Raw genomic sequence first — 24,588 nt, 5'->3', positions numbered from 1 at the left:
TGAAAATTGAGGGTCGATTTTCACATACCCCCTTAGTGGGATATCGATAAATCAATCAACATATTGAATTTCATTGAGTTTTTTAAACTCACTTATCATACAAATGTTAAATTCTTTATAAGTGGGTATTAAGGGGTATCCCCCCTGTTTAGCATATTGCGAGCACCGTTCTAACAGGCTGTTGTCGCATCACAATATAAAAGTATGTTGTAACTAATAGCGGGCAAAAAAAAGCGCGGTCTAACACCGCGCAATGGATAATCAACAGTTACTACTTTTTTACTTTTTAGAATGACGTCCGTACACCGCCCAGGTGATAACCACACAGGCGACATAGAAGATCAGGAATACTTTCATCGCATCGACCGGAGAGCCAGTTAATGCCAGGGACGTACCGAATGCTTTCGGGATAAAGAAGCCGCCGATCGCACCAATAGCTGAGATAAAGCCCAGCGCTGCCGCGGTGTCGGTCGCCGCCTCGCGCATCGCTTTCTCTTCTGAACCGCCTTCAGCTTTCACTCTGTCCATCGTCAGCTTGCGAAAGATAACAGAGATCATCTGGAAGGTTGAACCACTCCCCAGACCAGCCGTCAGGAACAGCGCCAGGAACACCGCAAAGAAGGCGATAAAGTTGCCACCGACACCGTTTGATGGCAGCGTCAGGAACAGTAAGGCACTGAAAATAGCCATCAGCACGAAGTTCACCAGCGTTACGCGGGTCCCCCCCAGTCGGTCAGAGATTGCGCCGCCTGCTGAACGTGCCAGGGCGCCAATCAACGGTCCAAAGAAGGCGTAATGCAGGATCTGTACCTCAGGAAACTGCGTTTTTGACAGCATCGCGAAACCGGCAGAGAAACCGATAAATGAACCGAAGGTTGCCAGATACAGCAGGCTCATAATCCACAGGTGCCCGCGTTTCAGCACCGGCAGTTGCTCTTTCAGCGAAGCTTTTGAGGTTGCCAGTTCATTCATACCAAACCATGCAGCCAGCGTTAATACAGCCAGGAACGGTACCCAAATCCATGCGGCGTTTGCCAGATACAGCTGCGTACCATCCGGTTGTTCAACACCCTGGCTGCCAAATGCGGCAAAGATTGACAGTGAAACCACCAGCGGAGCGACCAACTGCATCACGCTGACGCCCATGTTACCCAAACCACCGTTCAGACCCAGCGCGCCGCCTTGTTTCTGTTTTGGAAAGAAGAAGCTGATGTTTGCCATGCTGGAGGCAAAGTTCGCACCGGCAAAACCGCACAACAGCGAGATAATGATAAAGGTACTAAATGGCGTGGAGGTATCCTGCACCGCAAAACCTAGCCATACGCAAGGAATGATCAGGATACCGGTGCTGAACGCCGTCCAGCGACGTCCACCAAACAGGGGGACCATAAAGGAGTACGGTACACGCAACAGCGCACCGGACACCGAAGGTAATGCCGTCAGCATGAACAGTTGTTCAGTGGTGAAATCAAATCCGACTTTCGGTAAGTTCACCGCCACGGCGCTAAATAACATCCACACGCAAAACGCCAGCAGCAAGCAAGGGACGGAAATCCACAGGTTACGGCTGGCGATTCGATGACCACGCTGCTGCCAGAAGGCGGGATCTTCCGGCCGCCATTCAGTAATTACAGCTCCAGATGCCCTTTCCGGGGCAGATGAGTGACTCATAGACACCTCTGATACTTGTTTCGATGCCTGCCACATTAGGGTTTACAGCTGGAGGTAAGTTGATATAAATCAAAGGAAAAGGTGTCATTATTGATGCCTGAAATTTATCATCATCCTAAATGAGTACATAACTTCGGTAAAAAAGATGTGGTTTTTCACGCTTCTGTCGTCCCCTACTCCCCCTCGTTTAGGATCTCTCCCTCTGGCGGCAATTAAGGGGTAGCCCGTTTGAGGTATGGGTATACTCCAGTGTATCGCCGAGAATAACGCCACTGCCTGCAGCAGAATCGTCATTCAATAAGGTTTTCGGTTTTACGAAAACCCGAAGGAACAAGTCACCATGTTTAAACGTTGTCTTTCCCCGCTTACGCTGGTCAACCAGGTGGCGCTGATTGTTTTATTGTCTACTGCCATCGGCGTGGCGGGTATGGCAGTCTCTGGCTGGCTGGTTCAGGGCGTTCAGGGTAGCGCGCATGCAATCAACAAAGCGGGATCGCTGCGCATGCAAAGCTATCGCCTGCTGGCAGCCATACCGCTGGACGCCAACGATCAACCACTACTGGATGAAATGGAGCAAACGGCGTTTAGCCCGGAATTGACGCGTGCCGCGCAGCGTGACGGACAACAGGCGCAGTTAAAAGCCTTACAGGATTACTGGCACACCAAACTGGCACCGGGGCTTGCGCATGCGCAAACGCCTGATGCGGTAGCGCAGGATGTCAGGCGCTTTGTGGGCGGACTGGATAAGCTGGTCACCGCCTTTGACCATACCACCGAATTACGCATTGAACGCGTCGTCTTGCTGCATCGCCTGATGGCCGTATTTATGGCATTGCTGCTGGTCTTCACCATTATCTGGCTACGCGTGCGCCTGTTACAGCCGTGGAAACAACTGCTGGCGATGGCGCGAGCCGTCAGTCAACGTGATTTTACCCAACGCGCACATATCAGTGGACGTAATGAGATGGCAGCGCTGGGCTCGGCGCTGAATAATATGTCGGAAGAACTGGCCGAAAGTTACGCGGTGCTGGAACAGCGGGTACAGGAGAAAACGGCGGGTCTGGAGCACAAAAATCAGATCCTCTCTTTCCTGTGGCAAGCCAACCGCCGCCTGCACTCTCAGGTGCCGTTGTGCGAACGCCTCTCTCCGGTACTGAACGGCCTGCAAAATTTGACCCTGCTGCATGATATTGAACTGCGGGTCTATGACCTGGAAGATGAAGATAATCATCAGGAATTTACCTGCCAGTCCAATCTCAGCTGTGATGAGAAAGGCTGCCATTTGTGTCCGCGCGGTACGCTACCCGCCATTGACGGCGGTATCACACTGAAATGGCGGCTAACCGACGCCCATACCCAGTATGGTATCCTGCTCGCGACTTTGCCGTACGGACGCCATCTCAGCCACGATCAGCAGCAACTGGTTGATACTCTGGTTGAGCAACTGACCGCAACGCTTGCACTCGACAGGCATCAGGAGCGTCAGCAGCAGTTGATCGTGATGGAAGAGCGTGCCACCATTGCGCGCGAACTTCATGATTCTATTGCACAATCGCTCTCCTGTATGAAGATGCAGGTGAGCTGTTTGCAGATGCAGGGCGATGCGCTTTCAGATAACTGCCGCGAGCTGCTCAGTCAGATTCGTAACGAGTTGAACGCCTCCTGGGCGCAACTGCGCGAGCTGTTAACGACATTCCGTTTACAGCTGACGGAACCTGGATTGAGACCGGCGCTGGAAGCCAGCTGTCAGGAATACAGCGCGCGTTTTGGTTTTACGGTTAAGCTGGATTATCAGTTGCCACCGCGTCTGGTCCCTTCGCATCAGGCGATTCACCTGCTACAAATTGCGCGCGAAGCCCTGAGCAACGCCCTCAAACACTCTCAGGCCGATGAAGTGGTCGTAACGGTGGTGCAAAATGGTAAGCAGGTCAAACTAACAGTGCAAGATAACGGCTGCGGCGTACCGGAAAACGCCGAACGCAGTAACCACTACGGCATGATAATCATGCGCGACCGTGCGCAAAGCTTGCGCGGCGATTGCCGTGTACGCCGTCGCGAGACAGGCGGTACTGAAGTTGCTGTCACTTTTATTCCCGAAACAAACTTCACAGAAGTCCAAGGAGATACCCATGAGTAATCTGGAACCGGCAACCATCCTGTTGATCGACGATCATCCGATGCTGCGAACCGGTGTAAAACAGCTTGTCAGCATGGCGCCCGATATCACCGTTGTCGGCGAAGCCAGCAATGGTGAGCAGGGTATCGAGCTGGCAGAATCCCTTGATCCCGATCTGATCCTTCTTGATCTCAACATGCCTGGCATGAACGGTCTGGAAACACTCGACAAGCTGCGTGAGAAATCACTGTCAGGCCGTATCGTCGTGTTTAGCGTATCCAACCATGAAGAAGACGTGGTTACTGCACTGAAGCGCGGCGCCGACGGTTATCTGCTGAAAGATATGGAGCCGGAAGATTTGCTGAAAGCATTGCAGCAAGCGGCTGCCGGTGAAATGGTGCTGAGCGAAGCCTTAACGCCGGTTCTGGCCGCCAGCCTACGCGCCAATCGCGCAACGTCCGACCGTGATGTTACCCAACTGACGCCGCGCGAACGCGATATTCTTAAGCTCATCGCCCAGGGTCTGCCTAACAAGATGATCGCCCGCCGCCTGGACATCACCGAAAGCACGGTAAAAGTTCACGTGAAGCATATGCTGAAGAAAATGAAGCTCAAATCACGTGTTGAAGCCGCGGTATGGGTGCACCAGGAACGTATTTTCTGATAACGCGCGCATGCGTCATTGTTAACGAGGATCATTTTCCGAAACGGTAGTAAACGGTTCGGTCAGTGATAGCGTGATCTCATTGGAAGAGACACGCTGGCCCTGCTCATCTTCTACCACCACAGACAACCGCCAGCGGTTCGTCGCACCTTCTCTGCTGTCCCACTTCGGCATAATAATCGTCCAGCCCTGCGCGCTTCGGTTATTGCTGCCAGCCGTTAAGCTCAACGCCTGAGTATCGCCCTGCCACGTCAGGTGGCGGATCCCATGCAAACTACGCACCTGCAGCTTCAGCGCCACCGTCTCTCCCGGTTTGAGATCCCAGGGCGGCGTGGCCAAAAATACCGACAGCGTTTTACGCTGGCGATACTCCAGCGTCGGCAAATTGTTACGCTGCGGATCGTCATAACGACTGCCGCGCAGTGAACGGCTGTTCGCCACCTCACTGACCATCAACTGTTTTTTTAACGGCACGCCAAAACGGTAACTAAGGGTTAAGCCGAGGTTATTCTGGCTAATGCCGCTTTCCCCCTGCTTATGCTGCGCTGTCACCGTGATTAGCGGCACCGGTGTATAGCTCAGCCCGAGGTTCACCGCCACCGGATTGTGATACCCGGTTCCCGAATGAAATAGATCCACCCGGTCGCCAAAATACTGTTCCACGCTGACGCTGGTATTGAGGTGTTGATAGAACGGCATCCGCATTTGCGCGGTCAGATCGTAGCCGCGGGCCATCCGTTGTTGCTGGGTTGCAAAACGATCCTGCCAGGAAGACAACGGTTGATAATAGTTAGCGGATAAGCGCAAATATTCGCCCCACGCCTCTGCGCCGAGGCCTCCCCGGGGCAGATTTTCATCCAGTAAGTTGTCATAAAAGGTGTTGTAACCCAGTAACCAACCGTCGCGTACCCAACGTTGCCCAATCCCCGCATTACTGACTAAGCCGTCGTCCTGTTGCGTCACTCCTAGCTGGCTCCAGGTAAGATAACGTTGATTGTCCTGCCACGGCACAAACCAGCTTCCCCGACTCCCGGTAAAACTGCCTTCGTTATCAACTTGCAACCCGATGCTGGCGTTTCCCCAGGGAGAAAGCCAGGATTCCAGTTGCTGATTCACCTGTTCGCTGACCGTATCTCGCACCTGGCCAAACGCGAACTGCTTCGCCTGTTCACCGGTATCAAGCCCGTTATCAGTCATGCTGGCTTCACCAAACGCTTTGACCATTTCGGCAAAATGCTTTTCGCCTGCCCGCGACTCCGGGGCCATACCAAGATCGGGCAAGCCATCACTATTGTTATCGAAAGGGTTTTCAGCCTGGTGCACAAAGGACGACTGCGCGTTAGCAGTACCGCCTGCCAGCGGCAAGAGTGCGAATATAGCAAGAGAAGAACAGATAATACGGCTCAAATCGTTAGTGGTTTCTTACATCAATTAGCCACAGTGGCATACTTATCTTAAACCATAACGTTTTCAGCGTTGATTTTCAGCCCCTCCCCCTTTTTTCGGCATTATCCTGGCATTGAGAAATAGGTGTAACATACGTGTCGGTTATTTACGCTCACATGCAGTAACAGGAGTAAAAATGCAAAAGATAGTGATCGTCGCGAACGGAGCGGCTTATGGAAGCGAATCGTTATTTAACAGCCTACGTCTGGCTATCGCCCTGCGCGAACAGGAAGCCGCTCTCGACCTGCGTCTGTTTTTAATGTCTGATGCCGTAACCGCAGGATTACGTGGTCAGCAACCCGCGGAAGGCTACAATATTCAGCAAATGCTGGAGATCCTGACTGCGCAAAATGTTCCGGTAAAACTGTGCAAAACCTGCACCGATGGTCGTGGGATCACGGCGCTGCCGTTAATTGACGGAGTGGCCGTCGGCACGCTGGTAGAACTGGCTCAATGGACGCTGGCTGCAGATAAAGTGTTGACCTTCTGATATACCGTTTTCAGGCAAGCGCACTGAAAGTGTCGATAATTTCCGGATTTAATATTTGATGGGCGCGGTTCGTTGAACGTTAGCACGCCCGTTCAACCCTTTTTAAGTGTTTTGTCACTTTTGTTTAATCGTTATGCCATTTTTTGATCAAAATCAGCATCCTGTTGCTCCCCCTTTGGTGTTATGCAATGAGTGAAATGTGAACAACATCACGCAGCACTTTCGAGAGAAAGTACGTTGTTTTCAAGAACGGGGGGAAAAATGGCATTAGTGAAGGCAAGTTTAAAGTTATTTGGTGGCGATACGGTGGTTGTGCGCTGTTCCGAGCGCTGTCACATCCACCTGATGAGCGAAAAAAATCACGTCAAAGACACGCAGTCCGACATCTTAAGCGTGCAGGATCGTGATAACGCATGGTTGACCGTGCCCTATACCGGCGTCTGGAACGTGCTGATCGACAGCCACAGTCAGTCGCTTGAGCATTCGATAAGTTATATTGCAGCCTAAGCGTGACATGCCCGAAAAGCGCCTGGCTTTCGGGCATACAATTCCACGCCGGGTTCAGGCAAACCCTGGCCGCATAACGCCTTCCGGCAGGTTCTCTCCCAACAATCGTTTGACCGTGATCACCAGATCATTAAGGCAATCATCCTGCATCCCCAGCTTGACCAGCTCTTGTTCCAGCGAGAACAGATACTGGGCATTAGTGCCTAAAGGTCCGCTGGCCGCGGCAATAAGCGGCGCGATCACCTGCGCGCGCGTGTCTGACTCAAACAACGGATGGCGCGGATCCATAATAAACACCAGCGCGTTCACCGTACGGCCGTCATCAAGCGCCAGCTGGCACCAGGTCGGCAGATAGCATCCGGTGATCATTTCTCGCTTCCACAACAGAGAAAGCTCTTGTTCCAGCGTCGCGTCCGGCAAGCGGTAGGCCACACCGGTGGTACGTCCGCCCTCTTTCAGGGCCAGCATGCGTCCCGGCTGACACGCCGTTCCTCGCCCCGCCGTCAGGCGCAGACAAAATGCACGGTGCCAGCCGACTAATGTGCCGGTACAGGACTCTTCAAACTCTAAGGCCGGGTTCCACATCAACGATCCATAACCGAAGATCCACACCGGTCCATCATCTGGTCGACAAGCGAGCGTGGCGGCCAGTGAGGCTGCACGTTGTTCCGCTGACCAGAGTAGTGATTCTTCAATAGCACCAAATGCCGTCTTACAGTCGGCATTCAATAAAAAATCACGCGTTAACACCTTACACCTCCGCCACTGCTGCTTCCCTGCGACAACTTTTTTGACGCCTTCCGGGCTTTTTTACTGCTCATTTTGAAACCAATAGCTGGACAATAGGCAATTCACCGCTCGCTTGCAAGCCAGTAACCGCGCGGCGTAGCACGATTCGCTAACGCCTGATGCAAGCGAGTTTATAAAGGCATTATAATTGATACTGTTACGTCTTTTTATGCCATTTACCATCATCACCTTTTTGGTAATCATTTTTAACCGCGGCCCACGCGACCTTATGTGCCGTCTCTTCTCGGGTGGCATCGTCACGTCGGTCAGATTTGTCTTTATACTGTTCCCAGGCGCTGTTGAAAGCTTCTTTATAAATGTCCTGAGCATGGGCTGGCAGAACGTGCCGCACGCTGTCAGGCAGATCGCTTTTAGATTTATAAGGCATTGTGAACTCCTCTTTTTAGGCTAAACCTTAAGTGTGGTTAACAATGCGGCGAGACGCCAATAATGGACATTTTTAGAAATTTTCTTTACCTAACCTTCTGTTAATTAAACAGTCTATAAACAAGAAATTGGTTTTTGGCCGCTTTGAGAGGGAAAACAGGTGATGTAGTAAAATTTCGTAAAATGTCACCTACAAAACCACGTTTTCTGTTATTTTTTACATTCTTTAATACTTTTTATAATTATAAATACCTGCAGAGATGGAGAATTAATGCAATGACACAAGCACATGAGGCGGTAAAAACCCGCCACAAGGAGACCTCTCTCGTCTTCCCGATTTTGGCGCTGGTAGTACTGTTCTTCTGGGGGAGCAGTCAGTCACTACCAGTGGTCATCGGTATTAATGCGCTGGCCCTTATTGGTATATTAAGCAGCGCATTCAGCGTTGTCCGTCATGCGGACGTATTAGCGCATCGACTTGGCGAACCCTATGGGTCGCTGATCCTCAGTTTGTCCGTTGTTATTCTTGAAGTCAGCTTAATATCCGCATTAATGGCAACCGGCGATGCCGCACCTACGCTCATGCGCGATACGCTGTATTCAATCATTATGATCGTAACCGGGGGGCTGGTCGGTTTTTCATTACTATTAGGTGGCCGTAAATTTGCCACTCAGTATATGAACCTATTTGGTATTAAGCAGTATTTAATCGCCCTGTTCCCACTGGCCATTATTGTACTGGTATTCCCGATGGCGTTGCCGGGGGCAAATTTCACTACCGCACAGGCGCTGTTGGTGGCGTTAATTTCTGCGGCGATGTACGGCGTATTTTTGCTGATTCAAACTAAAACGCACCAAAGTCTGTTCATTTACGAGCATGAAGACGAGGGTGACGACGACGACCCGCATCACGGTAAGCCGTCAGCGCACAGCAATCTGTGGCACGCCGCCTGGCTTATCATTCATCTGATCGCTGTTATCGCCGTGACCAAGATGAACGCCAGCCCGCTTGAGACCTTGCTGACTGAACTGAATGCGCCAGTCGCATTTACGGGTTTCCTGGTCGCGTTACTGATCCTCTCGCCTGAAGGACTGGGCGCACTGAAAGCGGTTCTGAGCAATCAGGTACAGCGGGCAATGAATTTATTCTTCGGTTCGGTGTTAGCCACAATTTCGCTGACCGTACCGGTGGTGACGCTGATTGCATGGGCAACCGGGAATGATTTGATGTTTGCGCTGGGTGCGCCAGAGATGATTGTGATGGTTTCATCACTGGTTCTGTGTCAGATCTCTTTCTCCACCGGACGCACCAATGTGCTTAACGGTGCAGCGCATCTGGCACTGTTTATCGCCTATCTGATGACAATATTTGCCTGATTATTATTTTAGACGTACCGCACGGTCCTCTTCAGGGCCGTTTTCTTTTCTGCCGATATAACACAATCGATGGCGCGTCTGGTGCCTGACGGCGACCTTTATACCCTTTTCAAACAGCAGGCCGGAGGGAAATTCCGGCCTGTCACACTCTCTTAGTTCTCGGTATCCAGCTCGTCGAAGCTTTTCACCAGGTCATCAATCGCTTTAATCTGCGTCAGGAACTGTTCCAGCTTCGCCAGCGGCAGCGCGGATGGACCATCGCATTTCGCATTGGCTGGATCCGGATGCGCTTCAATAAACAGACCTGCCAGACCAACCGCCATACCGGCACGCGCCAGTTCGGTAACCTGCGCACGACGACCGCCGCTTGCTGCGCCAAACGGATCGCGGCACTGCAGCGCATGGGTAACGTCAAAAATCACCGGTGAGTTGCCGGAGACTTTCTTCATCACGCTGAAGCCCAGCATGTCCACAACCAGGTTGTCATAACCAAAGTTCGCACCACGGTCGCACAGAATAACCTTATCGTTGCCGCCTTCATGGAATTTATCCACGATGTTGCCCATCTGAGCCGGGCTGATGAACTGCGGTTTCTTCACGTTGATTACGGCACCGGTTTTCGCCATTGCTTCCACCAGATCGGTCTGACGAGCAAGGAATGCCGGAAGCTGAATCACATCCACCACATCAGCAACAGGCTGTGCCTGGCTGGCTTCGTGAACGTCGGTGATCACTTTTACGCCAAAAGTCTGTTTCAGTTCCTGGAAGATTTTCATCCCTTCTTCAAGGCCCGGTCCACGGTAAGAGTGGATGGAAGAACGGTTGGCTTTATCAAAGGAGGCTTTAAACACGTAAGGGATACCCAGCTTTTGAGTAACGGTTACGTAGTGCTCACAAATGCGCATCGCCAGATCGCGGGATTCCAGCACGTTCATTCCGCCAAACAGCACGAACGGCAGGTCATTTGCCACGTTGATGTCGCCAATGCTAACCACTTTTTGTTTCATAGGATCGCCTTAAACGGTAGGTAAAGTGTGATTAATCAATGCAATACAATTTGTTTGTGCGAAATAGTATTAATTTGCGCACGAATCATTTCGCTGATCGGGTCTTCCGGACACTGTTCAACGAAATAACTTAAATCTGTCAGCGCAACATGTTCGCACTCGAGCTGCGCGTATATTAAACCACGATCGCGAATTTCATACGGATCTTCAGGATTAAACTGCAATAGGGCTTCACTGGCACGCAGCGCCAGCTCCATTTGCCGCTCTTCCATCAGTGATGATTTCAGCGTGTCGAGCAGTTTGCGGATCACTTCCGCGTTATCCGCTTCATCCAGGTCTTCGTTAAACAGCTCCGCGACCGGGCTGATGTTCCCCTTCAACCACACTTCCAGCGTGTGCTCATTTAACGTTTCGCCATTGAATGGATTGATTAGCCACATTTCACCATCGAGCGACTCAATACGAAGGATCAGTTGCGTCGGGAAAATCACCGGTACCAGCGGCAGCTCCAGTCTGTTGGCAATCCACAATAAGATCGCCCCCAGAGACACGGCGCTGCCCTGCCGATTTTTCAGTACCTGGTCAAGCCAGAGTGCATCAGAAAGACGATAGACGCCGTGGGTATCCGTAAATCCCCATTCGCCGTAAAAAAGTGCCAGCAGTTTTTCCAGTTGCTCATCCTGAGACAGGAGCTGGCTAATTTCTTCTTGCGCCAGACTGACCAGACGTTCCAGTTCGTCGTAGACAGTTTGTGTTGGAAAATCCAGACGGATAGACTCCGACGCCAGGATCATCCCATCACACAATGGCGCTTTATTAAATTCGAAATCAGCTAACGACCTCATGCTTACCCCAGTAACGGTATTTTTGTGGTGGCGAGTTTAATGATGATGTACAGCACCACCAGCGCCAGCGGAAATGCGACTAATCGCGCCTGCTGACTGCGCGCCCGACGATAATCGAGCGCAATAAAACCCAAAACGATGTAAATGATAACCCCAAACAGCTTTTCAGTCAGCCATGTCCCGTGCTCAGTGAATGGCAGGATGTGCGCTTTAACCATTAACGCCACGCCGCTGAGTAATAAAACGGTATCCACAACCGGTGGCACAATGCGCGTCCAGCGTGCGCAGGCAAGACGCGAGTCGGTGTAACGCCACCAAAAACGCAACGTCAGCAAGCCAACGGAAAGCGCAATACTGATGAGATGAATGTTGAGTAACACACTGAAGGTACTCATGATGGGATGCGTCCAAGCGTAATTCGCTCGTTGCCGCCATAATCACGGCAGGTTGCAACCGCCTGGTAACCCGCACGAGTAAAGACGTCCCGGACGGCCTGCCCCTGCTGCCAGCCATGTTCCAGCAACAGATAGCCGCCGGGCGTTAACACGCGCTGAGACTGGTCAATGATATGCACAATATCCGCCAGTCCCCGATCGCCCGCCACCAGTGCCGACAGAGGTTCAAAGCGTACATCGCCTTGCGCCAGGTGCGGATCCTGTTCGTCGATATACGGCGGATTGCTGACAATCATGTCAAACTGCTGTCCCTGCAAAGCGCTGAACCAGTTGCTTTGCAGCACGCAAACATTGTCGATGCCCAGATGCTGTTTGTTGCGAGTGGCCAGCGCAACGGCATCCGGCATGCGGTCAACCGCCGTTACTGCGCAATCCGGACGCTCGGTTGCCAGCGCCAGCGCAATGGCGCCCGTGCCGGTTCCCAAATCGAGAATGCGGCACGCTGAGGCCGGCAGGCGAGCCAGCGCCTGTTCCACCAGACATTCAGTATCCGGACGAGGGATAAGCGTAGCCGGAGACACAAACAGCGGCAACGACCAGAACTCCCGCACGCCGGTTAAATGCGCCACCGGCTCACCCCGCTGACGGCGCTCCAGTAATGTGTCGAGCTGTTGACGCTGCGCCTCGGTTAATACCGTTTCACCGAAAGCCAAAATAAAGGTGCGTCCCTTACCGGTAACAAACTCGAGCAAAATCTCGGCGTCACGGCGTGGGCTTTCACTTGCCTGTAATTGGCTTATCGCTTCACGCAGCCAGTGCTGATAATCCATTAATCCTGCTCGGACAACGCCGCCAGTTGGTCGGCCTGGTATTCCTGGACAATTGGCTCAATGAGCATATCCAGTTTGCCTTCCATCGCTTCATCCAGACGGTAGAGCGTCAGGTTAATGCGGTGATCGGTCACGCGACCCTGCGGGAAGTTATAGGTACGGTTGCGATCGCTGCGATCGCCACTGCCCAACAGATTGCGACGCTCAGAGGCTTCTGCCTGTTGACGTCTTGCCACTTCGGCGGCACGAATTCGCGCCCCCAGCACCGACATCGCTTTCGCTTTGTTTTTATGCTGCGAACGTTCGTCCTGGCATTCCACTACGATACCAGTCGGCAAGTGGGTAATACGGATTGCGGAGTCGGTGGTGTTAACGTGCTGACCCCCTGCGCCTGATGAGCGGAAGGTATCAATACGCAGATCGGCCGGGTTGATGTCCGGCAGTTCGGCATCTGGTAGTTCCGGCATGACCGCGACCGTACAGGCAGAAGTGTGAATACGGCCCTGTGACTCCGTCGCAGGTACGCGCTGCACGCGATGCCCACCGGACTCAAATTTCAGTCGACCGTACACGCCTTCGCCGCTAATTTTAGCAATGACTTCTTTAAACCCGCCATGTTCGCCTTCGCTGGCGCTCATGATCTCTACCCGCCAGCGACGCGATTCAGCGTAACGGCTGTACATGCGGAACAGATCGCCGGCAAACAGCGCGGCCTCATCACCACCGGTTCCCGCACGCACTTCGAGGAAGGCGTTACGTTCGTCATCAGGATCTTTAGGCAACAGCAGAACCTGCAGATGTTGCTCCAGCTGCTCGCATTTATCTTTTGCTTCACGCAGTTCATCCTGCGCCATTTCACGCATTTCAGGATCGTCGAGCATCATCTGAGCCGTCTCGATATCTTCCTGAACCTGTTGCCAGTCCGTAAAACAGCGAGATACATCGCTTAATTGCGCATATTCGCGCGACAGTGCACGAAAGCGTTCCTGGTCTGCGATAGTACCCGCATCCCCGAGCAGCGCCTGAACTTCTTCATGGCGTTCATGCAGGGCTTCCAGTTTGGCAACGATAGAAGGCTTCATAGGCGTAAATGCACCCTGTAAAAAATAAGATTGGTGTGCTGCTACTCCAGCCCGAGGCTGTCGCGCAGAATATTCAGGCGTTCACTATCCCCGTCACGGGCGGCCTGTTGAAGTGATTTGGTTGGTGCATGGATCAAGCGGTTGGTCAGTTTCCAGGCCAGATCCTGCATAATGGCTTGCGCATCACCACCCTGTTGAAGAGCGGCCAACGCTTTGGCAGTCAGTTCATCACGGATCTGTTCTGACTGACTGCGATACTCGCGGATAGTTTCACTTGCGCCCTGAGCGCGTAGCCAGGCCATAAATTCGCTGGTTTCCTGCGCCACAATGGTTTCGGCTTCCACGGCCGCCGCTTTGCGCTGGGCCAGGTTATGCGAAATGATGCTTTGCAGGTCGTCAACGCTGTACAGATAGGCGTTGGACAACTTACCCACTTCCGGCTCGACATCGCGCGGTACGGCGATATCCACCAGCAGCATAGGTTGATTACGGCGATTTTTAAGCGCGCGCTCCACCATTCCTTTGCCGATAATCGGCAGCGGGCTGGCGGTAGAACTGATAATAATATCGGCATCCTGTAAACGCGCGTCGATATCACTCAGCGAAATCACTTCGGCGCCGACTTCATCCGCCAGCACTTGCGCCCGCTCGCGGGTACGGTTGGCGATGATCATCTTCTTCACTTGATGCTCACGCAGGTGTCGCGCCACCAGCTCAATGGTTTCGCCTGCGCCCACTAACAGCACGGTCACCGTGGAGAGCGATTCAAATATTTGCCGCGCCAGCGTACAGGCGGCAAAAGCCACGGACACGGCGCTGGCACCGATGTCTGTTTCTGTACGTACACGTTTAGCGACAGAGAATGATTTCTGGAACATGCGTTCCAGCGCACTGGCGTTCAGGTGACCTTTTTGCGAATCCGCAAAAGCTTTTTTCACCTGCCCCAGAATCTGCGGTTCACCAAGCACCAGCGAATCCAGACCGCTGGCAACACGCATCAAATGACTGACGGCGTCGTTGTCCTGGTGCCAGTACAGGCTATTGCGCAAGTCTTCTTCATTAAGATTATGGTAATCGCACAGCCAGCGAACCAGCGCTTCTTGCAGGTTATCCTGCTCTTCAACGCTGAGATACAGTTCCGTACGGTTACACGTCGACAGCACCACCCCGCCCTGCACCATTGGCTGCGCAAGCAGGCTGTCCAGCGCCTGATCGAGCGTATCCGGCGAAAACGTTACGCGTTCTCGCAGCGATACAGGTGCCGTTTTATGGTTAATACCAAGCGCTAAAAGGGTCATGTGTGCGGGAATAGTACCAGCGTTGATAAGGTTAGACTGGGTGCATCATACAGGATGCGTGCGGTCAATAAAAGAGACTGCCCCCTTTTGGAGTAATAGCTTAGTGCACAAATTTGAGCGATTTAAGATAACTTGAACGTAGACGATGTATGATGGCGGCGCTAGCATTAAGAGTTATAACTGCAACGTATCTCAAGGATTTGTCATCATTATGACCCTGCCTGATTTTCGCCTGATTCGCCTGCTGCCGTTGGCGGCCCTGGCTCTTACCGCCTGTACGCTCAACGCGCCGAAAGGTCCCGGCAAAAGCCCTGACTCTCCACAGTGGCGCCAGCACCAGCAGGAAGTACGCGCCCTGAACCAATATCAGACGCGCGGTGCGTTTGCGTATATTTCCGATCAACAGAAAGTCTATGCCCGCTTTTTCTGGCAACAAACCGGACAGGATCGCTACCGTCTCCTGCTGACCAATCCCCTGGGCAGCACTGAACTGGAACTCAATGCCCAGCCGGGCAACGTCGAACTTGTCGATAACAAAGGCAAGCACTACACCGCTGACGACGCCGAAGAGATGATTGGTAAGCTGACCGGCATGCCTATTCCATTGAACAGCCTGCGCCAGTGGATCCTTGGCCTGCCGGGAGACGCCAGCGATTACAAACTCGACGACCAGTATCGTCTGAGTGAAGTGAACTACAGCAAAGACGGTAAAAATTGGAAAGTGGTCTATAGCGCCTACGACAGCAAAATTAAGCCCGCGATGCCGGCAAACATGGAACTGTCCGACGGCGATCAGCGTATTAAGCTGAAAATGGATAACTGGATTGTGAAATGATGACCCACTGGCCCTCTCCGGCAAAACTGAATCTGTTTTTATACATCACCGGGCAGCGTGCGGACGGTTATCACACTTTGCAAACGCTATTCCAGTTTCTTGATTATGGCGACACGATAGGTATTGCGCTGCGTGGCGACGGCGAAATCCGCCTGTTAACGCCGGTGGAAGGCGTTGCACATGAAGACAATCTCATTGTCCGTGCGGCGCGCTTGCTGATGAAGGCGGCGTCTGAAAGCGATCGCCTTCCCAAAGGGAGCGGCGCCGACATCAGTATCGAAAAACGCCTGCCGATGGGCGGCGGTCTTGGCGGAGGTTCGTCTAATGCAGCTACCGTCCTGGTGGCGCTGAATCACCTTTGGCAGTGCGGACTTTCGGTTGATGAACTGGCAGGACTCGGCTTAACGCTGGGGGCGGACGTTCCCGTATTCGTGCGCGGCCATGCGGCCTTTGCCGAAGGCGTAGGTGAAATTCTGACCCCGGTCGAGCCAGAGGAAAAATGGTATCTGGTCGCCCACCCGGGAGTCAGTATTCCGACGCCGGTGATTTTTAAAGATCCCGACCTCCCGCGCAACACGCCAAAAAGGTCAATAAAAACGTTACTAAAATGTGAATTCAGCAATGATTGCGAGGTTATCGCAAGAAAACGTTTTCGCGAGGTTGATGCGGCGCTTTCCTGGCTGTTAGAATACGCGCCGTCGCGCCTGACTGGTACAGGGGCTTGTGTCTTTGCTGAATTTGACACTGAGTCTCGTGCTCGCCAGGTGCTTGAGCAAGCCCCGGAATGGCTCAAAGGCTTTGTGGCGAAAGGTGTCAACCTCTCCCCATTGCACAGAGCGTTACTCTAAATCATTCGGGTTTCAGGAAGATGGCGAAATATGCCAGCACACATGAAACGTGAAAGATGACGAGTAAGCCGGGCAAGCTGAGTTGCGGTGACAACGTCACCCTGTTCCAGACGTTGCATCGCGCTCTTTAATACACCGCATGGAGAGGATACTGCCTGGCCCGCACAGTTTTCGGCAGATTCTTTCCACCAATGGACGCATGCCTGAGGTTCTTCTCGTGCCTGATATGAAGCTTTTTGCTGGTAACGCCACCCCGGAACTAGCACAACGTATTGCCAACCGCCTGTACACTTCACTCGGCGACGCCGCTGTAGGTCGCTTTAGCGACGGCGAAGTCAGCGTACAAATTAATGAAAATGTACGCGGTGGTGATATTTTCATCATCCAGTCCACTTGTGCCCCTACTAACGACAACCTGATGGAATTGGTCGTTATGGTTGATGCGCTGCGCCGTGCTTCCGCAGGCCGTATCACCGCCGTTATTCCTTACTTCGGCTATGCACGTCAGGATCGTCGCGTACGTTCCGCTCGTGTACCGATTACTGCTAAAGTCGTCGCTGATTTTCTGTCCAGCGTTGGCGTTGACCGCGTCCTCACCGTTGACCTGCATGCTGAACAGATCCAGGGCTTCTTTGACGTACCGGTTGATAACGTATTCGGTAGCCCGATCCTGTTAGAAGACATGCTGCAGCTGAATCTGGACAACCCGATTGTGGTTTCTCCGGACATCGGTGGCGTCGTGCGTGCCCGCGCTATCGCTAAACTGCTGAACGATACCGACATGGCTATCATCGACAAACGACGCCCGCGCGCGAACGTTTCTCAGGTGATGCACATTATTGGTGACGTTGCAGGTCGTGACTGCGTGCTGGTTGATGATATGATCGATACCGGCGGTACGCTGTGTAAAGCAGCAGAAGCACTGAAAGAACGTGGTGCAAAACGCGTATTTGCTTACGCTACCCACCCGATCTTCTCAGGTAATGCGGCAAACAACCTGCGCAATTCAGTGATTGATGAAGTCGTTGTCTGTGACACTATTCCACTGACTGACGAAATCAAAGCACTGCCAAACGTGCGTACATTGACCCTGTCGGGTATGCTGGCCGAAGCGATTCGTCGTATCAGCAACGAAGAATCCATCTCTGCTATGTTCGAGCATTAATCGAGCCCGGCTCAAAAACCCGCTGCGGCGGGTTTTTTTATCTGTAACATCTATTTGTATGACTTATGCCTCCTTCACCTGCCATTTAGTTGACAGATGATGCGCTCATGGATGAAACATTATTGTGAACAGATTATTTTCCTCACATGTGATGCCTTTCCGCGCCCTCATCGACGCTTGTTGGAAAGAAAAATATACCGCTTCTCGCTTTACCCGCGACCTGATCGCCGGGATAACCGTTGGGATCATTGCCATTCCGCTGGCGATGGCCCTGGCAATAGGCAGTGGCGTTGCGCCGCAGTACGGCTTGTATACCTCAGCCGTGGCTGGGATTGTTATCGCCCTTACCGGGGGTTCACGTTTTAGCGTATCTGGCCCAACTGCCGCCTTCGTGGTGATTCTGTATCCGGTGTCGCAACAGTTTGGGCTGGCAGGCCTGCTGGTCGCAACGCTAATGTCCGGGATATTCCTGATCCTTTTCGGCCTCGCCCGTTTTGGTCGCCTGATCGAATATATCCCGGTATCCGTTACGTTAGGTTTTACATCGGGTATTGGTATCACCATCGGTACCATGCAGATTAAAGATTTTCTCGGTCTGCAAATGGCCCATGTCCCGGAGCACTACCTGCAAAAGGTCGGCGCGCTGTTTATGGCCCTGCCAACCCTCAACGTTGGCGATGCCGCAATTGGCGTGGTGACGCTGGGGATCCTGATTTTCTGGCCGCGTCTGGGGATCCGACTGCCGGGCCACCTTCCTGCGCTGCTGGCAGGCTGTGCGGTAATGGGGATTGTGAACCTGACCGGTGGCCATGTCGCCACCATCGGTTCTCAGTTCCACTACATTCTGGCTGATGGCTCGCAGGGTAACGGCATCCCGCAGTTGCTGCCGCAACTGGTATTACCGTGGGACATGCCGGAGTCAAACTTTACCCTAAGCTGGAGCTCGTTACAGGCGCTGTTACCGGCCGCCTTCTCCATGGCGATGCTCGGGGCGATTGAGTCTCTACTGTGCGCCGTCGTACTTGATGGGATGACTGGCACCAAGCATAAAGCCAACAGTGAGCTGATTGGCCAGGGCCTGGGCAACATCGTGGCACCGTTCTTCGGTGGTATCACCGCCACGGCGGCAATTGCCCGTTCTGCGGCAAACGTCCGCGCCGGGGCGACCTCACCAATTTCAGCGGTCATCCACGCGATTCTGGTGATCCTCGCCCTGCTGGTGCTTGCGCCGCTGCTTTCCTGGTTACCGCTTTCCGCCATGGCCGCCCTGCTGCTGATGGTGGCATGGAACATGAGTGAAGCGCATAAAGTGGTGGATCTGCTGCGTCATGCGCCAAAAGACGACATCATTGTCATGCTTATGTGTATGTCGCTGACGGTGCTATTCGACATGGTGATCGCCATCAGCGTCGGTATCGTTCTCGCCTCCCTGCTGTTTATGCGTCGTATCGCGCGCATGACGCGTCTGGCGCCGGTCAACGTAGACGTACCTGACGATGTGTTGGTGCTGCGCGTTATTGGCCCACTTTTCTTTGCCGCTGCGGAGGGATTATTTACCGATCTCGAATCGCGTATTGCAGGTAAACGTATTGTGGTCTTGAAGTGGGACGCGGTCCCGGTACTGGATGCCGGTGGTCTGGACGCTTTCCAGCGTTTTGTAAAACGCCTCCCGGAAGGGTGTGAACTGCGGATCAGTAATCTGGAATTCCAGCCGTTACGTACCATGGCGCGCGCGGGCATTCAGCCGATTGCCGGACGCCTGACGTTCTTCCCGAATAAAGACGCCGCACTGGCAGATATCAGCTGACGTGTAGCCCAGCCAGGCGAAGCGCCGCCGGACTACAAATGACAGGCAAAAAAATGGCTCCCGTGTGTGGGAGCCATTTTTATAATCAGCTTATTGCTTACGCGTTCAGCAGTCGCTCAGCTGTCGCTTTCACGCTTGCCAGCAGGACTTTGACATCCTCCAGACACACCGTTGGGTTCAGCAGCGTCAGCTTCAGGCAGGTTACGCCATCTGCTTCGGTCACGCCCACATTGGCGCTACCAGAAGCCAGCAGAACGTCGCCAATACGCTGGTTCAACAGCGCAACGAACGCCATGTCCTCACTGTGCGGACGGAAACGGAACAGCACGCTTGCCAGCTGCGGCTCCATCACCAGTTCCAGATGCGGCTGAGTTTTCACAAACGCAGCCACATCACGCGCCAGCGTTACGCCGTTATCAATGATTTCGGCATACTGCTTTTTGCCCAGCGCTTCGAGACCCATCCACAGCTTCAGCGCGTCAAAACGGCGCGTGGTCTGCAGCGATTTCGACACCAGATTCGGTACGCCCGCCTCTTCATCAAAATCAGAGTTCAGGTACGCCGCCTGGTAACGCATCAGCTCGTAATGACGCGCGTCTTTCAGCAGGAACGCGCCGCAGCTGATGGTCTGGAAGAACTGTTTGTGGAAGTCCAGCGTCAGGGAATCCGCCAGTTCAAGGCCGTTCAGGAAGTGACGATACTGCTCAGAAAGCAATAACGCCCCGCCCCATGCTGCATCCACATGCATCCAGATCTGGTGTTCTGCCGCCAGCGCCGCAATGTCCGCTAACGGGTCGATTGCACCCGCATCGGTAGTACCAGCAGTGGCGACAATCGCCATCACCTGTTCGCCGTTGGCTTTCGCCTGGGCCAGCTTGTCTTTCAGGTCAGCCAGATCCATGCGTGAGAACGCATCGGTCTTCACCTGGGTGACGGAACGGTAACCCAGCCCCATCAGCGCCATGTTCTTCTGTACGGAGAAGTGCGCGCTTTCAGAGCAAAATACTTTAATTTTACTCAGGTCGCCGGTCAGACCATTCTGCTGAATGGAATGCCCCTGGCGGGCAAAGAAGGCGTCGCGCGCCAGCATCAGGCCCATCAGGTTGCTCTGGGTGCCGCCGCTGGTGAACACGCCCGCGTCGCCTGCCGCATAGCCCACCTGCTCACGCAACCATTCGATCAGTTTGATCTCAATGATGGTCGCCGACGGGCTCTGATCCCAGGAGTCCATACTCTGGTTGGTGGCGTTGATCAGCACTTCTGCCGCCTGGCTAATCACCAGGCTCGGGCAGTGCAGGTGCGCCACGCACTGCGCATGGTGAACCAACAAGCTGTCTTTCAGAAAGTATTCAACCGCACGCTCAATAGCGGCCTGGTTGCCCAGGCCCTGAGACGTAAAATTCAGGTTGATACGTTCGCGCAGTTGCTCAACGGTTTTGCCCTGATACATCTCAGGTTGCTTCAACCATTCAACGACCGCTTGCGTACTCTGCTCGATAGCGTCCTGGTAGGCAGCAATGCTTTGTGCCGAGCCGGACAGAATCGGATTTACGTCTGACATTCGATCCAACTCCGTTTAAACCGGCTTCACGCCAGCGCCCAGCAGGGCATTTTCGAATTTATCGAGGAAAATCTCCAGCTCTGCGTTGGTGATCAACAGAGACGGCAGCAGACGCAGTACGCAACCGTTACGGCCGCCACGCTCAAGAATCAGGCCGTTTTCGAAACATTTTTTCTGCAGCAGCGCGGAAAGCTCGCCATCGGCCGGGTAGCAGCCCATGTGATCCTGCGCTTCGTTCGGCTTAACGATTTCCAGACCAATCATCAGGCCCAGACCACGTACCTGGCCGATAACCGGGTAACGTTTCTGCAGGTCAGTCAGTTTGCCTTTCAGCCACTCGCCCTGCGCAGCAACTTTATCGGCAATCTTGTCGTCTTTGAGGATTTTCAGCGTTGTCAGACCGGTCGCCATCGCCAGTTGGTTGCCGCGGAAGGTGCCAGTGTGGTGGCCCGGGGCCCACGCATCGAACTGCTTTTTAATGCCCAGTACCGCCAGTGGCAGACCGCCACCAACCGCTTTGGACATCACGATGATATCCGGCTCAATACCTGCGTGTTCGAAGGCGAACAGTTTACCCGTGCGCGCGAAGCCAGCCTGAACTTCATCGATAATCAGCAGAATGCCGTGTTCCTGGGTCACTTTACGAATACGCTGCAGCCACTCGATCGGTGCCGGGTTTACCCCGCCCTCGCCCTGCACCGCTTCGAGGATCACGGCAGCCGGTTTACGCACGCCGCTCTCAACGTCGTTGATCAGGTTTTCGAAGTAGTAGGTCAATGCTTTGACGCCAGCGTCGCCGCCGATACCCAGCGGGCAACGGTACTGATGCGGATACGGCATAAACTGCACTTCCGCCATCATGTTGCTGACGGCTTCTTTCGGCGACAGGTTGCCGGTCACGGACAGCGCGCCGTGGGTCATCCCGTGGTAGCCACCGGAGAAGCTGATGATGCTGGAACGGCCGGTAACTTTCTTCGCCAGCTTCAGCGCCGCTTCAACGGCATCGGCACCGGACGGCCCGGTGAACTGCAGGCAATACTCTTTGCCCTGGCCCGGTAATAAAGAAAGTAAATACGATGAGAATTCATCTTTTAACGGTGTGGTAAGGTCAAGCGTATGTAACGGTAAGCCGCTTGTGATGACACTTTGAATGCTCTGCAGCACTTCAGGATGATTATGACCAAGCGCCAGGGTTCCGGCACCTGCCAGGCAATCAAGATATTGATTATTTTCTACGTCAGTAATCCAGACGCCCTGCGCTTTAGCAATTGCTAATGGCAGTTTACGTGGATAGCTGCGGACATTAGATTCAAACTCAGCCTGTCTTGCTAAAAAGGTATCATTGCTCTGTGGTAATGAATTAGCACTTAAAGTATCAATACGGACTTTATCCGTCATCATATCACTCCTACAACCAGGTGTAGATTAACGCCTGATTGAATAAATGGTTATAAGGGTTACCTGTAAAAAAGCGCGGCTAATATATGTTGTTTTAGCCCTGGACTCAATCATTTATTTTTCAACACATTTAGCGGGTGTTTTTTCTTTATAATTCAAAGTGTAACAGCCACCCTTCATTACGAAATCCTAAAGAAATATATCTATTTAATTAACAATTACCGTAGCCAATTGCAACGCATACGATGTTATAAAAACCATGTAATTTTCATGTTTTTATTATTTTTTTACACGTTTTTACCATTAATAATGTACGCGTTTTCTTGTTACGACATGATTTTTCACTTATTTGTCTATAAATCGAATAAAAAAGTCGATCCCTAAATATAAATCACTTAGTATGGCGCGCTTATTTGCAGGCTATGTAAATAAAATTAATGCGCAGCACCCGGTAACGCGTACAGGCGACACGCGTTTTCGACAACAGGTATTCCCTGGGTTGTCAGCAGAAATGTTCGCGGGCGGACATTTCGTAAGGCGAACACCGTTTCCCCTTATGCCGAGAATGAAAATTTTCTAGCCATACTTTTATGGCGCCCTGATATGAGATTGTTATGACTCGCATTTATCCACCATCCGTCGTTGCCAAATTTGGCGGCACCAGCGTCGCTGATATTGATGCGATGAACCGAAGCGCCAGCATTGTCCTTGCTGATCAAGATGTCCGTTTAGTCGTACTGTCTGCTTCAGCAGGCGTTACAAACTTACTGGTCGAGCTTTCTGAAGGTCTGGAAACGCATCAACAATTAGATAAGCTTGAGACCCTACGCGCCATCCAATACAACATTATTTCCCGCCTGAAGCAGCCGTCCGTTATCAGCACGGAAATCGATAATCTTCTCAACAACATCCGCCATCTTGCACAAACGGCGACCGTTTCACCGTCTGATGCGCTAAGCGATGAATTGGTCAGTCACGGCGAGCTGATGTCCTCTTTACTGTTTACTGAAGTCTTACGTGAACGGCATGCCGAGGCCGGGTGGTTTGACGCCCGCAGCGTGATGCGTACCAACTCGAGTTTCGGCTGCGCCGAACCCGAACTCAGTACCCTGCACCACCTGGTGGAGACTCACCTGCGCCCTCGTCTTGAGCAAGCGATTATGGTGACCCAGGGGTTTATCGGCCGGGATGCCGCAGGGCATACCACTACGCTGGGACGCGGTGGTAGTGATTACACGGCGACGCTTCTCGGTGAGGCGCTTCACGCCGCACGCGTGGACATCTGGACCGATGTCGCAGGGATCTACACCACCGATCCGCGCATTGCGCCGCGGGCCAAACGGATTGACCACATCTCATTTTCCGAGGCCAGCGATATGGCGGCCTTCGGTGCGAAGGTCCTCCACCCGGCTACGCTGCTTCCGGCAATGCGCAAAAGCATTCCGGTCTTTGTTGGCTCAAGTAAGGATACGGCTGCCGGTGGTACGCTGGTGCATAACACCACCGACAACCCACCTCGCTATCGTGCGCTTGCCGTGCGCCGTAAACAGACGCTGTTGCGATTACATAGTCTGGAGACACAACCGTCCGGTTCTTTCCTGGCGCAGTCCTTCGCCATTTTAGCTCGCCACGCGGTCACGGTGGATTTGGTTACAACCTCAGAGAACAGTATTGCGCTGGCGCTGGACGCAACTCACGCTACCTCAGGTGAAGATCATATACTGACCAGCGCATTGTTTACCGCATTGTCCTCCCACTGTCGTGTGGAAGTGGAAACCGGACTGGCATTAGTGACTTTGGTGGGGAATCGGCTGACTCAGGCGGCGGGGGTTTGCAAAGACGTTTTTGCCTGGCTTGAAGAGCATACGGTGCGAATGATTTGCCACGGCGCGTCAAATGACAACCTGTGTTTCCTGTTGCCCGCTGAAGACGCGGATAGCGCGGTTAAAACGTTACATTATCGGTTATTCGAATAACGTTTCTTATATTCCGTAGCGAATATAAAAGTGCGTCCTATGCAAGGATAATGAACAAGCAGAGTCCTGGTTTTTCAACCAGGACTTTGTATTC

22 protein-coding genes are annotated in these 24,588 nt (G+C 53.0%); 10 read left to right on the top strand and 12 right to left on the bottom strand.

The window, feature by feature from the left end; all coding sequences use genetic code 11:
- Window positions 1–279: 279 nt before the first annotated feature.
- Window positions 280–1,671 (bottom strand): NarK family nitrate/nitrite MFS transporter, encoded by a 1,392-nt coding sequence (locus tag ABIE10_RS01665; protein WP_016153284.1) that lies wholly within the window; start codon window positions 1,669–1,671, stop codon window positions 280–282.
- A gap of 340 nt (window positions 1,672–2,011) precedes the next feature.
- Between ABIE10_RS01665 and narX the strand changes: the two genes are divergently transcribed.
- Window positions 2,012–3,808: a nitrate/nitrite two-component system sensor histidine kinase NarX gene (narX, locus tag ABIE10_RS01660; protein WP_200046761.1), complete on the top strand. Its 1,797-nt coding sequence runs from the start codon at window positions 2,012–2,014 to the stop codon at window positions 3,806–3,808.
- The gene (narL, locus tag ABIE10_RS01655; RefSeq protein WP_003020756.1) at window positions 3,801–4,451 is read left to right on the top strand and encodes a two-component system response regulator NarL; all 651 of its coding nucleotides are present in this window, start codon (window positions 3,801–3,803) and stop codon (window positions 4,449–4,451) included. The genes narX and narL overlap by 8 nt, the downstream gene beginning before the upstream one ends.
- 21 nt (window positions 4,452–4,472) lie before the next feature.
- Here the strand turns inward: narL and ABIE10_RS01650 are convergent, their stop codons facing one another.
- Window positions 4,473–5,858, bottom strand: coding sequence for a YchO/YchP family invasin (locus tag ABIE10_RS01650; RefSeq protein WP_072161095.1), 1,386 nt, complete (start codon window positions 5,856–5,858; stop codon window positions 4,473–4,475).
- A gap of 175 nt (window positions 5,859–6,033) precedes the next feature.
- Here ABIE10_RS01650 and ABIE10_RS01645 point away from each other — a divergent pair, with 175 nt between their 5' ends.
- Complete coding sequence (locus ABIE10_RS01645; protein ID WP_200052055.1) at window positions 6,034–6,387, top strand: DsrE/DsrF/TusD sulfur relay family protein; 354 nt, start codon at window positions 6,034–6,036, stop codon at window positions 6,385–6,387.
- Window positions 6,388–6,648: 261 nt separating this feature from the next.
- On the top strand, window positions 6,649–6,894 hold the full coding sequence (locus ABIE10_RS01640; protein ID WP_003833405.1) for a DUF1883 domain-containing protein: 246 nt from the start codon (window positions 6,649–6,651) through the stop codon (window positions 6,892–6,894).
- 54 nt (window positions 6,895–6,948) lie between these two features.
- Here the strand turns inward: ABIE10_RS01640 and ABIE10_RS01635 are convergent, their stop codons facing one another.
- Complete coding sequence (locus ABIE10_RS01635) at window positions 6,949–7,644, bottom strand: gamma-glutamylcyclotransferase (protein WP_095715907.1); 696 nt, start codon at window positions 7,642–7,644, stop codon at window positions 6,949–6,951.
- A 196-nt stretch (window positions 7,645–7,840) separates the two neighbouring features.
- A complete protein-coding gene (chaB, locus tag ABIE10_RS01630; protein ID WP_103766368.1) occupies window positions 7,841–8,071 on the bottom strand; it encodes a putative cation transport regulator ChaB in 231 nt (76 codons plus the stop codon).
- A gap of 275 nt (window positions 8,072–8,346) precedes the next feature.
- On the opposite strand from chaB, the gene chaA reads away from it, so the two are divergent.
- Window positions 8,347–9,447 (top strand): sodium-potassium/proton antiporter ChaA, encoded by a 1,101-nt coding sequence (gene chaA / locus ABIE10_RS01625; RefSeq protein WP_016153289.1) that lies wholly within the window; start codon window positions 8,347–8,349, stop codon window positions 9,445–9,447.
- Window positions 9,448–9,599: 152 nt separating this feature from the next.
- On the opposite strand, the gene kdsA is transcribed toward chaA, so the two are convergent.
- The 6 genes from kdsA to hemA are packed head-to-tail and all read right to left on the bottom strand — an operon-like array spanning window position 9,600 to window position 14,904.
- A complete protein-coding gene (gene kdsA, locus ABIE10_RS01620; RefSeq protein WP_016156739.1) occupies window positions 9,600–10,454 on the bottom strand; it encodes a 3-deoxy-8-phosphooctulonate synthase in 855 nt (284 codons plus the stop codon).
- Between the two features lie 35 nt (window positions 10,455–10,489).
- Window positions 10,490–11,299: an invasion regulator SirB1 gene (gene sirB1, locus ABIE10_RS01615; RefSeq protein ID WP_003020775.1), complete on the bottom strand. Its 810-nt coding sequence runs from the start codon at window positions 11,297–11,299 to the stop codon at window positions 10,490–10,492.
- 2 nt (window positions 11,300–11,301) lie between these two features.
- A complete protein-coding gene (sirB2, locus tag ABIE10_RS01610; RefSeq protein WP_016153291.1) occupies window positions 11,302–11,694 on the bottom strand; it encodes an invasion regulator SirB2 in 393 nt (130 codons plus the stop codon).
- Entirely contained in the window at window positions 11,691–12,524 is an 834-nt protein-coding gene (gene prmC / locus ABIE10_RS01605; RefSeq protein ID WP_153690310.1) for a peptide chain release factor N(5)-glutamine methyltransferase, read from the bottom strand. The genes sirB2 and prmC overlap by 4 nt, the downstream gene beginning before the upstream one ends.
- Window positions 12,524–13,606 carry a peptide chain release factor 1 gene (gene prfA, locus ABIE10_RS01600; protein WP_016153293.1) on the bottom strand — a complete coding sequence of 361 codons (1,083 nt, stop codon included), beginning with the start codon at window positions 13,604–13,606 and terminating at the stop codon, window positions 12,524–12,526. The genes prmC and prfA overlap by 1 nt, the downstream gene beginning before the upstream one ends.
- A 41-nt stretch (window positions 13,607–13,647) precedes the next feature.
- Complete coding sequence (gene hemA, locus ABIE10_RS01595; protein WP_016153294.1) at window positions 13,648–14,904, bottom strand: glutamyl-tRNA reductase; 1,257 nt, start codon at window positions 14,902–14,904, stop codon at window positions 13,648–13,650.
- Window positions 14,905–15,115: 211 nt separating this feature from the next.
- Between hemA and lolB the strand changes: the two genes are divergently transcribed.
- From lolB to dauA, 4 genes are all read left to right on the top strand, one after another.
- Complete coding sequence (lolB, locus tag ABIE10_RS01590; protein WP_047358971.1) at window positions 15,116–15,739, top strand: lipoprotein insertase outer membrane protein LolB; 624 nt, start codon at window positions 15,116–15,118, stop codon at window positions 15,737–15,739.
- Window positions 15,736–16,587, top strand: coding sequence for a 4-(cytidine 5'-diphospho)-2-C-methyl-D-erythritol kinase (ispE, locus tag ABIE10_RS01585; RefSeq protein WP_016153296.1), 852 nt, complete (start codon window positions 15,736–15,738; stop codon window positions 16,585–16,587). The genes lolB and ispE overlap by 4 nt, the downstream gene beginning before the upstream one ends.
- Window positions 16,588–16,804: 217 nt before the next feature.
- The gene (gene prs, locus ABIE10_RS01580) at window positions 16,805–17,752 is read left to right on the top strand and encodes a ribose-phosphate diphosphokinase (RefSeq protein ID WP_001518537.1); all 948 of its coding nucleotides are present in this window, start codon (window positions 16,805–16,807) and stop codon (window positions 17,750–17,752) included.
- Between the two features lie 124 nt (window positions 17,753–17,876).
- On the top strand, window positions 17,877–19,559 hold the full coding sequence (gene dauA / locus ABIE10_RS01575; protein ID WP_029139565.1) for a C4-dicarboxylic acid transporter DauA: 1,683 nt from the start codon (window positions 17,877–17,879) through the stop codon (window positions 19,557–19,559).
- Window positions 19,560–19,656: 97 nt separating this feature from the next.
- Here dauA and ABIE10_RS01570 read toward each other — a convergent pair whose 3' ends face one another.
- Both ABIE10_RS01570 and ABIE10_RS01565 read right to left on the bottom strand, forming a co-directional pair.
- The gene (locus ABIE10_RS01570) at window positions 19,657–21,120 is read right to left on the bottom strand and encodes a pyridoxal phosphate-dependent decarboxylase family protein (RefSeq protein WP_279265734.1); all 1,464 of its coding nucleotides are present in this window, start codon (window positions 21,118–21,120) and stop codon (window positions 19,657–19,659) included.
- 15 nt (window positions 21,121–21,135) lie between these two features.
- On the bottom strand, window positions 21,136–22,521 hold the full coding sequence (locus ABIE10_RS01565; RefSeq protein ID WP_019076946.1) for a diaminobutyrate--2-oxoglutarate transaminase: 1,386 nt from the start codon (window positions 22,519–22,521) through the stop codon (window positions 21,136–21,138).
- Window positions 22,522–23,132: 611 nt separating this feature from the next.
- Between ABIE10_RS01565 and lysC the strand changes: the two genes are divergently transcribed.
- Window positions 23,133–24,494, top strand: coding sequence for a lysine-sensitive aspartokinase 3 (gene lysC, locus ABIE10_RS01560; RefSeq protein ID WP_429154491.1), 1,362 nt, complete (start codon window positions 23,133–23,135; stop codon window positions 24,492–24,494).
- Window positions 24,495–24,588: the final 94 nt, after the last annotated feature.

This window comes from Citrobacter sp. 506, from assembly GCF_050434985.1.
GTDB classification, from domain to species: domain Bacteria; phylum Pseudomonadota; class Gammaproteobacteria; order Enterobacterales; family Enterobacteriaceae; genus Citrobacter; species Citrobacter braakii.
This window is presented reverse-complemented; position numbering and strand designations above follow the sequence as displayed.

What these genes read in the sequence shown, in the direction of transcription:
- ABIE10_RS01665 (WP_016153284.1), bottom strand. Translation starts at nt 1,671, where the DNA reads ATGAGTCACTCATCTGCCCCGGAAAGGGCATCTGGAGCTGTAATTACT.
- narX (WP_200046761.1), top strand. Translation starts at nt 2,012, where the DNA reads ATGTTTAAACGTTGTCTTTCCCCGCTTACGCTGGTCAACCAGGTGGCG.
- narL (WP_003020756.1), top strand. Translation starts at nt 3,801, where the DNA reads ATGAGTAATCTGGAACCGGCAACCATCCTGTTGATCGACGATCATCCG.
- ABIE10_RS01645 (WP_200052055.1), top strand. Translation starts at nt 6,034, where the DNA reads ATGCAAAAGATAGTGATCGTCGCGAACGGAGCGGCTTATGGAAGCGAA.
- ABIE10_RS01640 (WP_003833405.1), top strand. Translation starts at nt 6,649, where the DNA reads ATGGCATTAGTGAAGGCAAGTTTAAAGTTATTTGGTGGCGATACGGTG.
- chaB (WP_103766368.1), bottom strand. Translation starts at nt 8,071, where the DNA reads ATGCCTTATAAATCTAAAAGCGATCTGCCTGACAGCGTGCGGCACGTT.
- chaA (WP_016153289.1), top strand. Translation starts at nt 8,347, where the DNA reads ATGACACAAGCACATGAGGCGGTAAAAACCCGCCACAAGGAGACCTCT.
- kdsA (WP_016156739.1), bottom strand. Translation starts at nt 10,454, where the DNA reads ATGAAACAAAAAGTGGTTAGCATTGGCGACATCAACGTGGCAAATGAC.
- sirB1 (WP_003020775.1), bottom strand. Translation starts at nt 11,299, where the DNA reads ATGAGGTCGTTAGCTGATTTCGAATTTAATAAAGCGCCATTGTGTGAT.
- sirB2 (WP_016153291.1), bottom strand. Translation starts at nt 11,694, where the DNA reads ATGAGTACCTTCAGTGTGTTACTCAACATTCATCTCATCAGTATTGCG.
- prmC (WP_153690310.1), bottom strand. Translation starts at nt 12,524, where the DNA reads ATGGATTATCAGCACTGGCTGCGTGAAGCGATAAGCCAATTACAGGCA.
- prfA (WP_016153293.1), bottom strand. Translation starts at nt 13,606, where the DNA reads ATGAAGCCTTCTATCGTTGCCAAACTGGAAGCCCTGCATGAACGCCAT.
- hemA (WP_016153294.1), bottom strand. Translation starts at nt 14,904, where the DNA reads ATGACCCTTTTAGCGCTTGGTATTAACCATAAAACGGCACCTGTATCG.
- lolB (WP_047358971.1), top strand. Translation starts at nt 15,116, where the DNA reads ATGACCCTGCCTGATTTTCGCCTGATTCGCCTGCTGCCGTTGGCGGCC.
- ispE (WP_016153296.1), top strand. Translation starts at nt 15,736, where the DNA reads ATGATGACCCACTGGCCCTCTCCGGCAAAACTGAATCTGTTTTTATAC.
- ABIE10_RS01570 (WP_279265734.1), bottom strand. Translation starts at nt 21,120, where the DNA reads ATGTCAGACGTAAATCCGATTCTGTCCGGCTCGGCACAAAGCATTGCT.
- ABIE10_RS01565 (WP_019076946.1), bottom strand. Translation starts at nt 22,521, where the DNA reads ATGATGACGGATAAAGTCCGTATTGATACTTTAAGTGCTAATTCATTA.
- lysC (WP_429154491.1), top strand. Translation starts at nt 23,133, where the DNA reads ATGACTCGCATTTATCCACCATCCGTCGTTGCCAAATTTGGCGGCACC.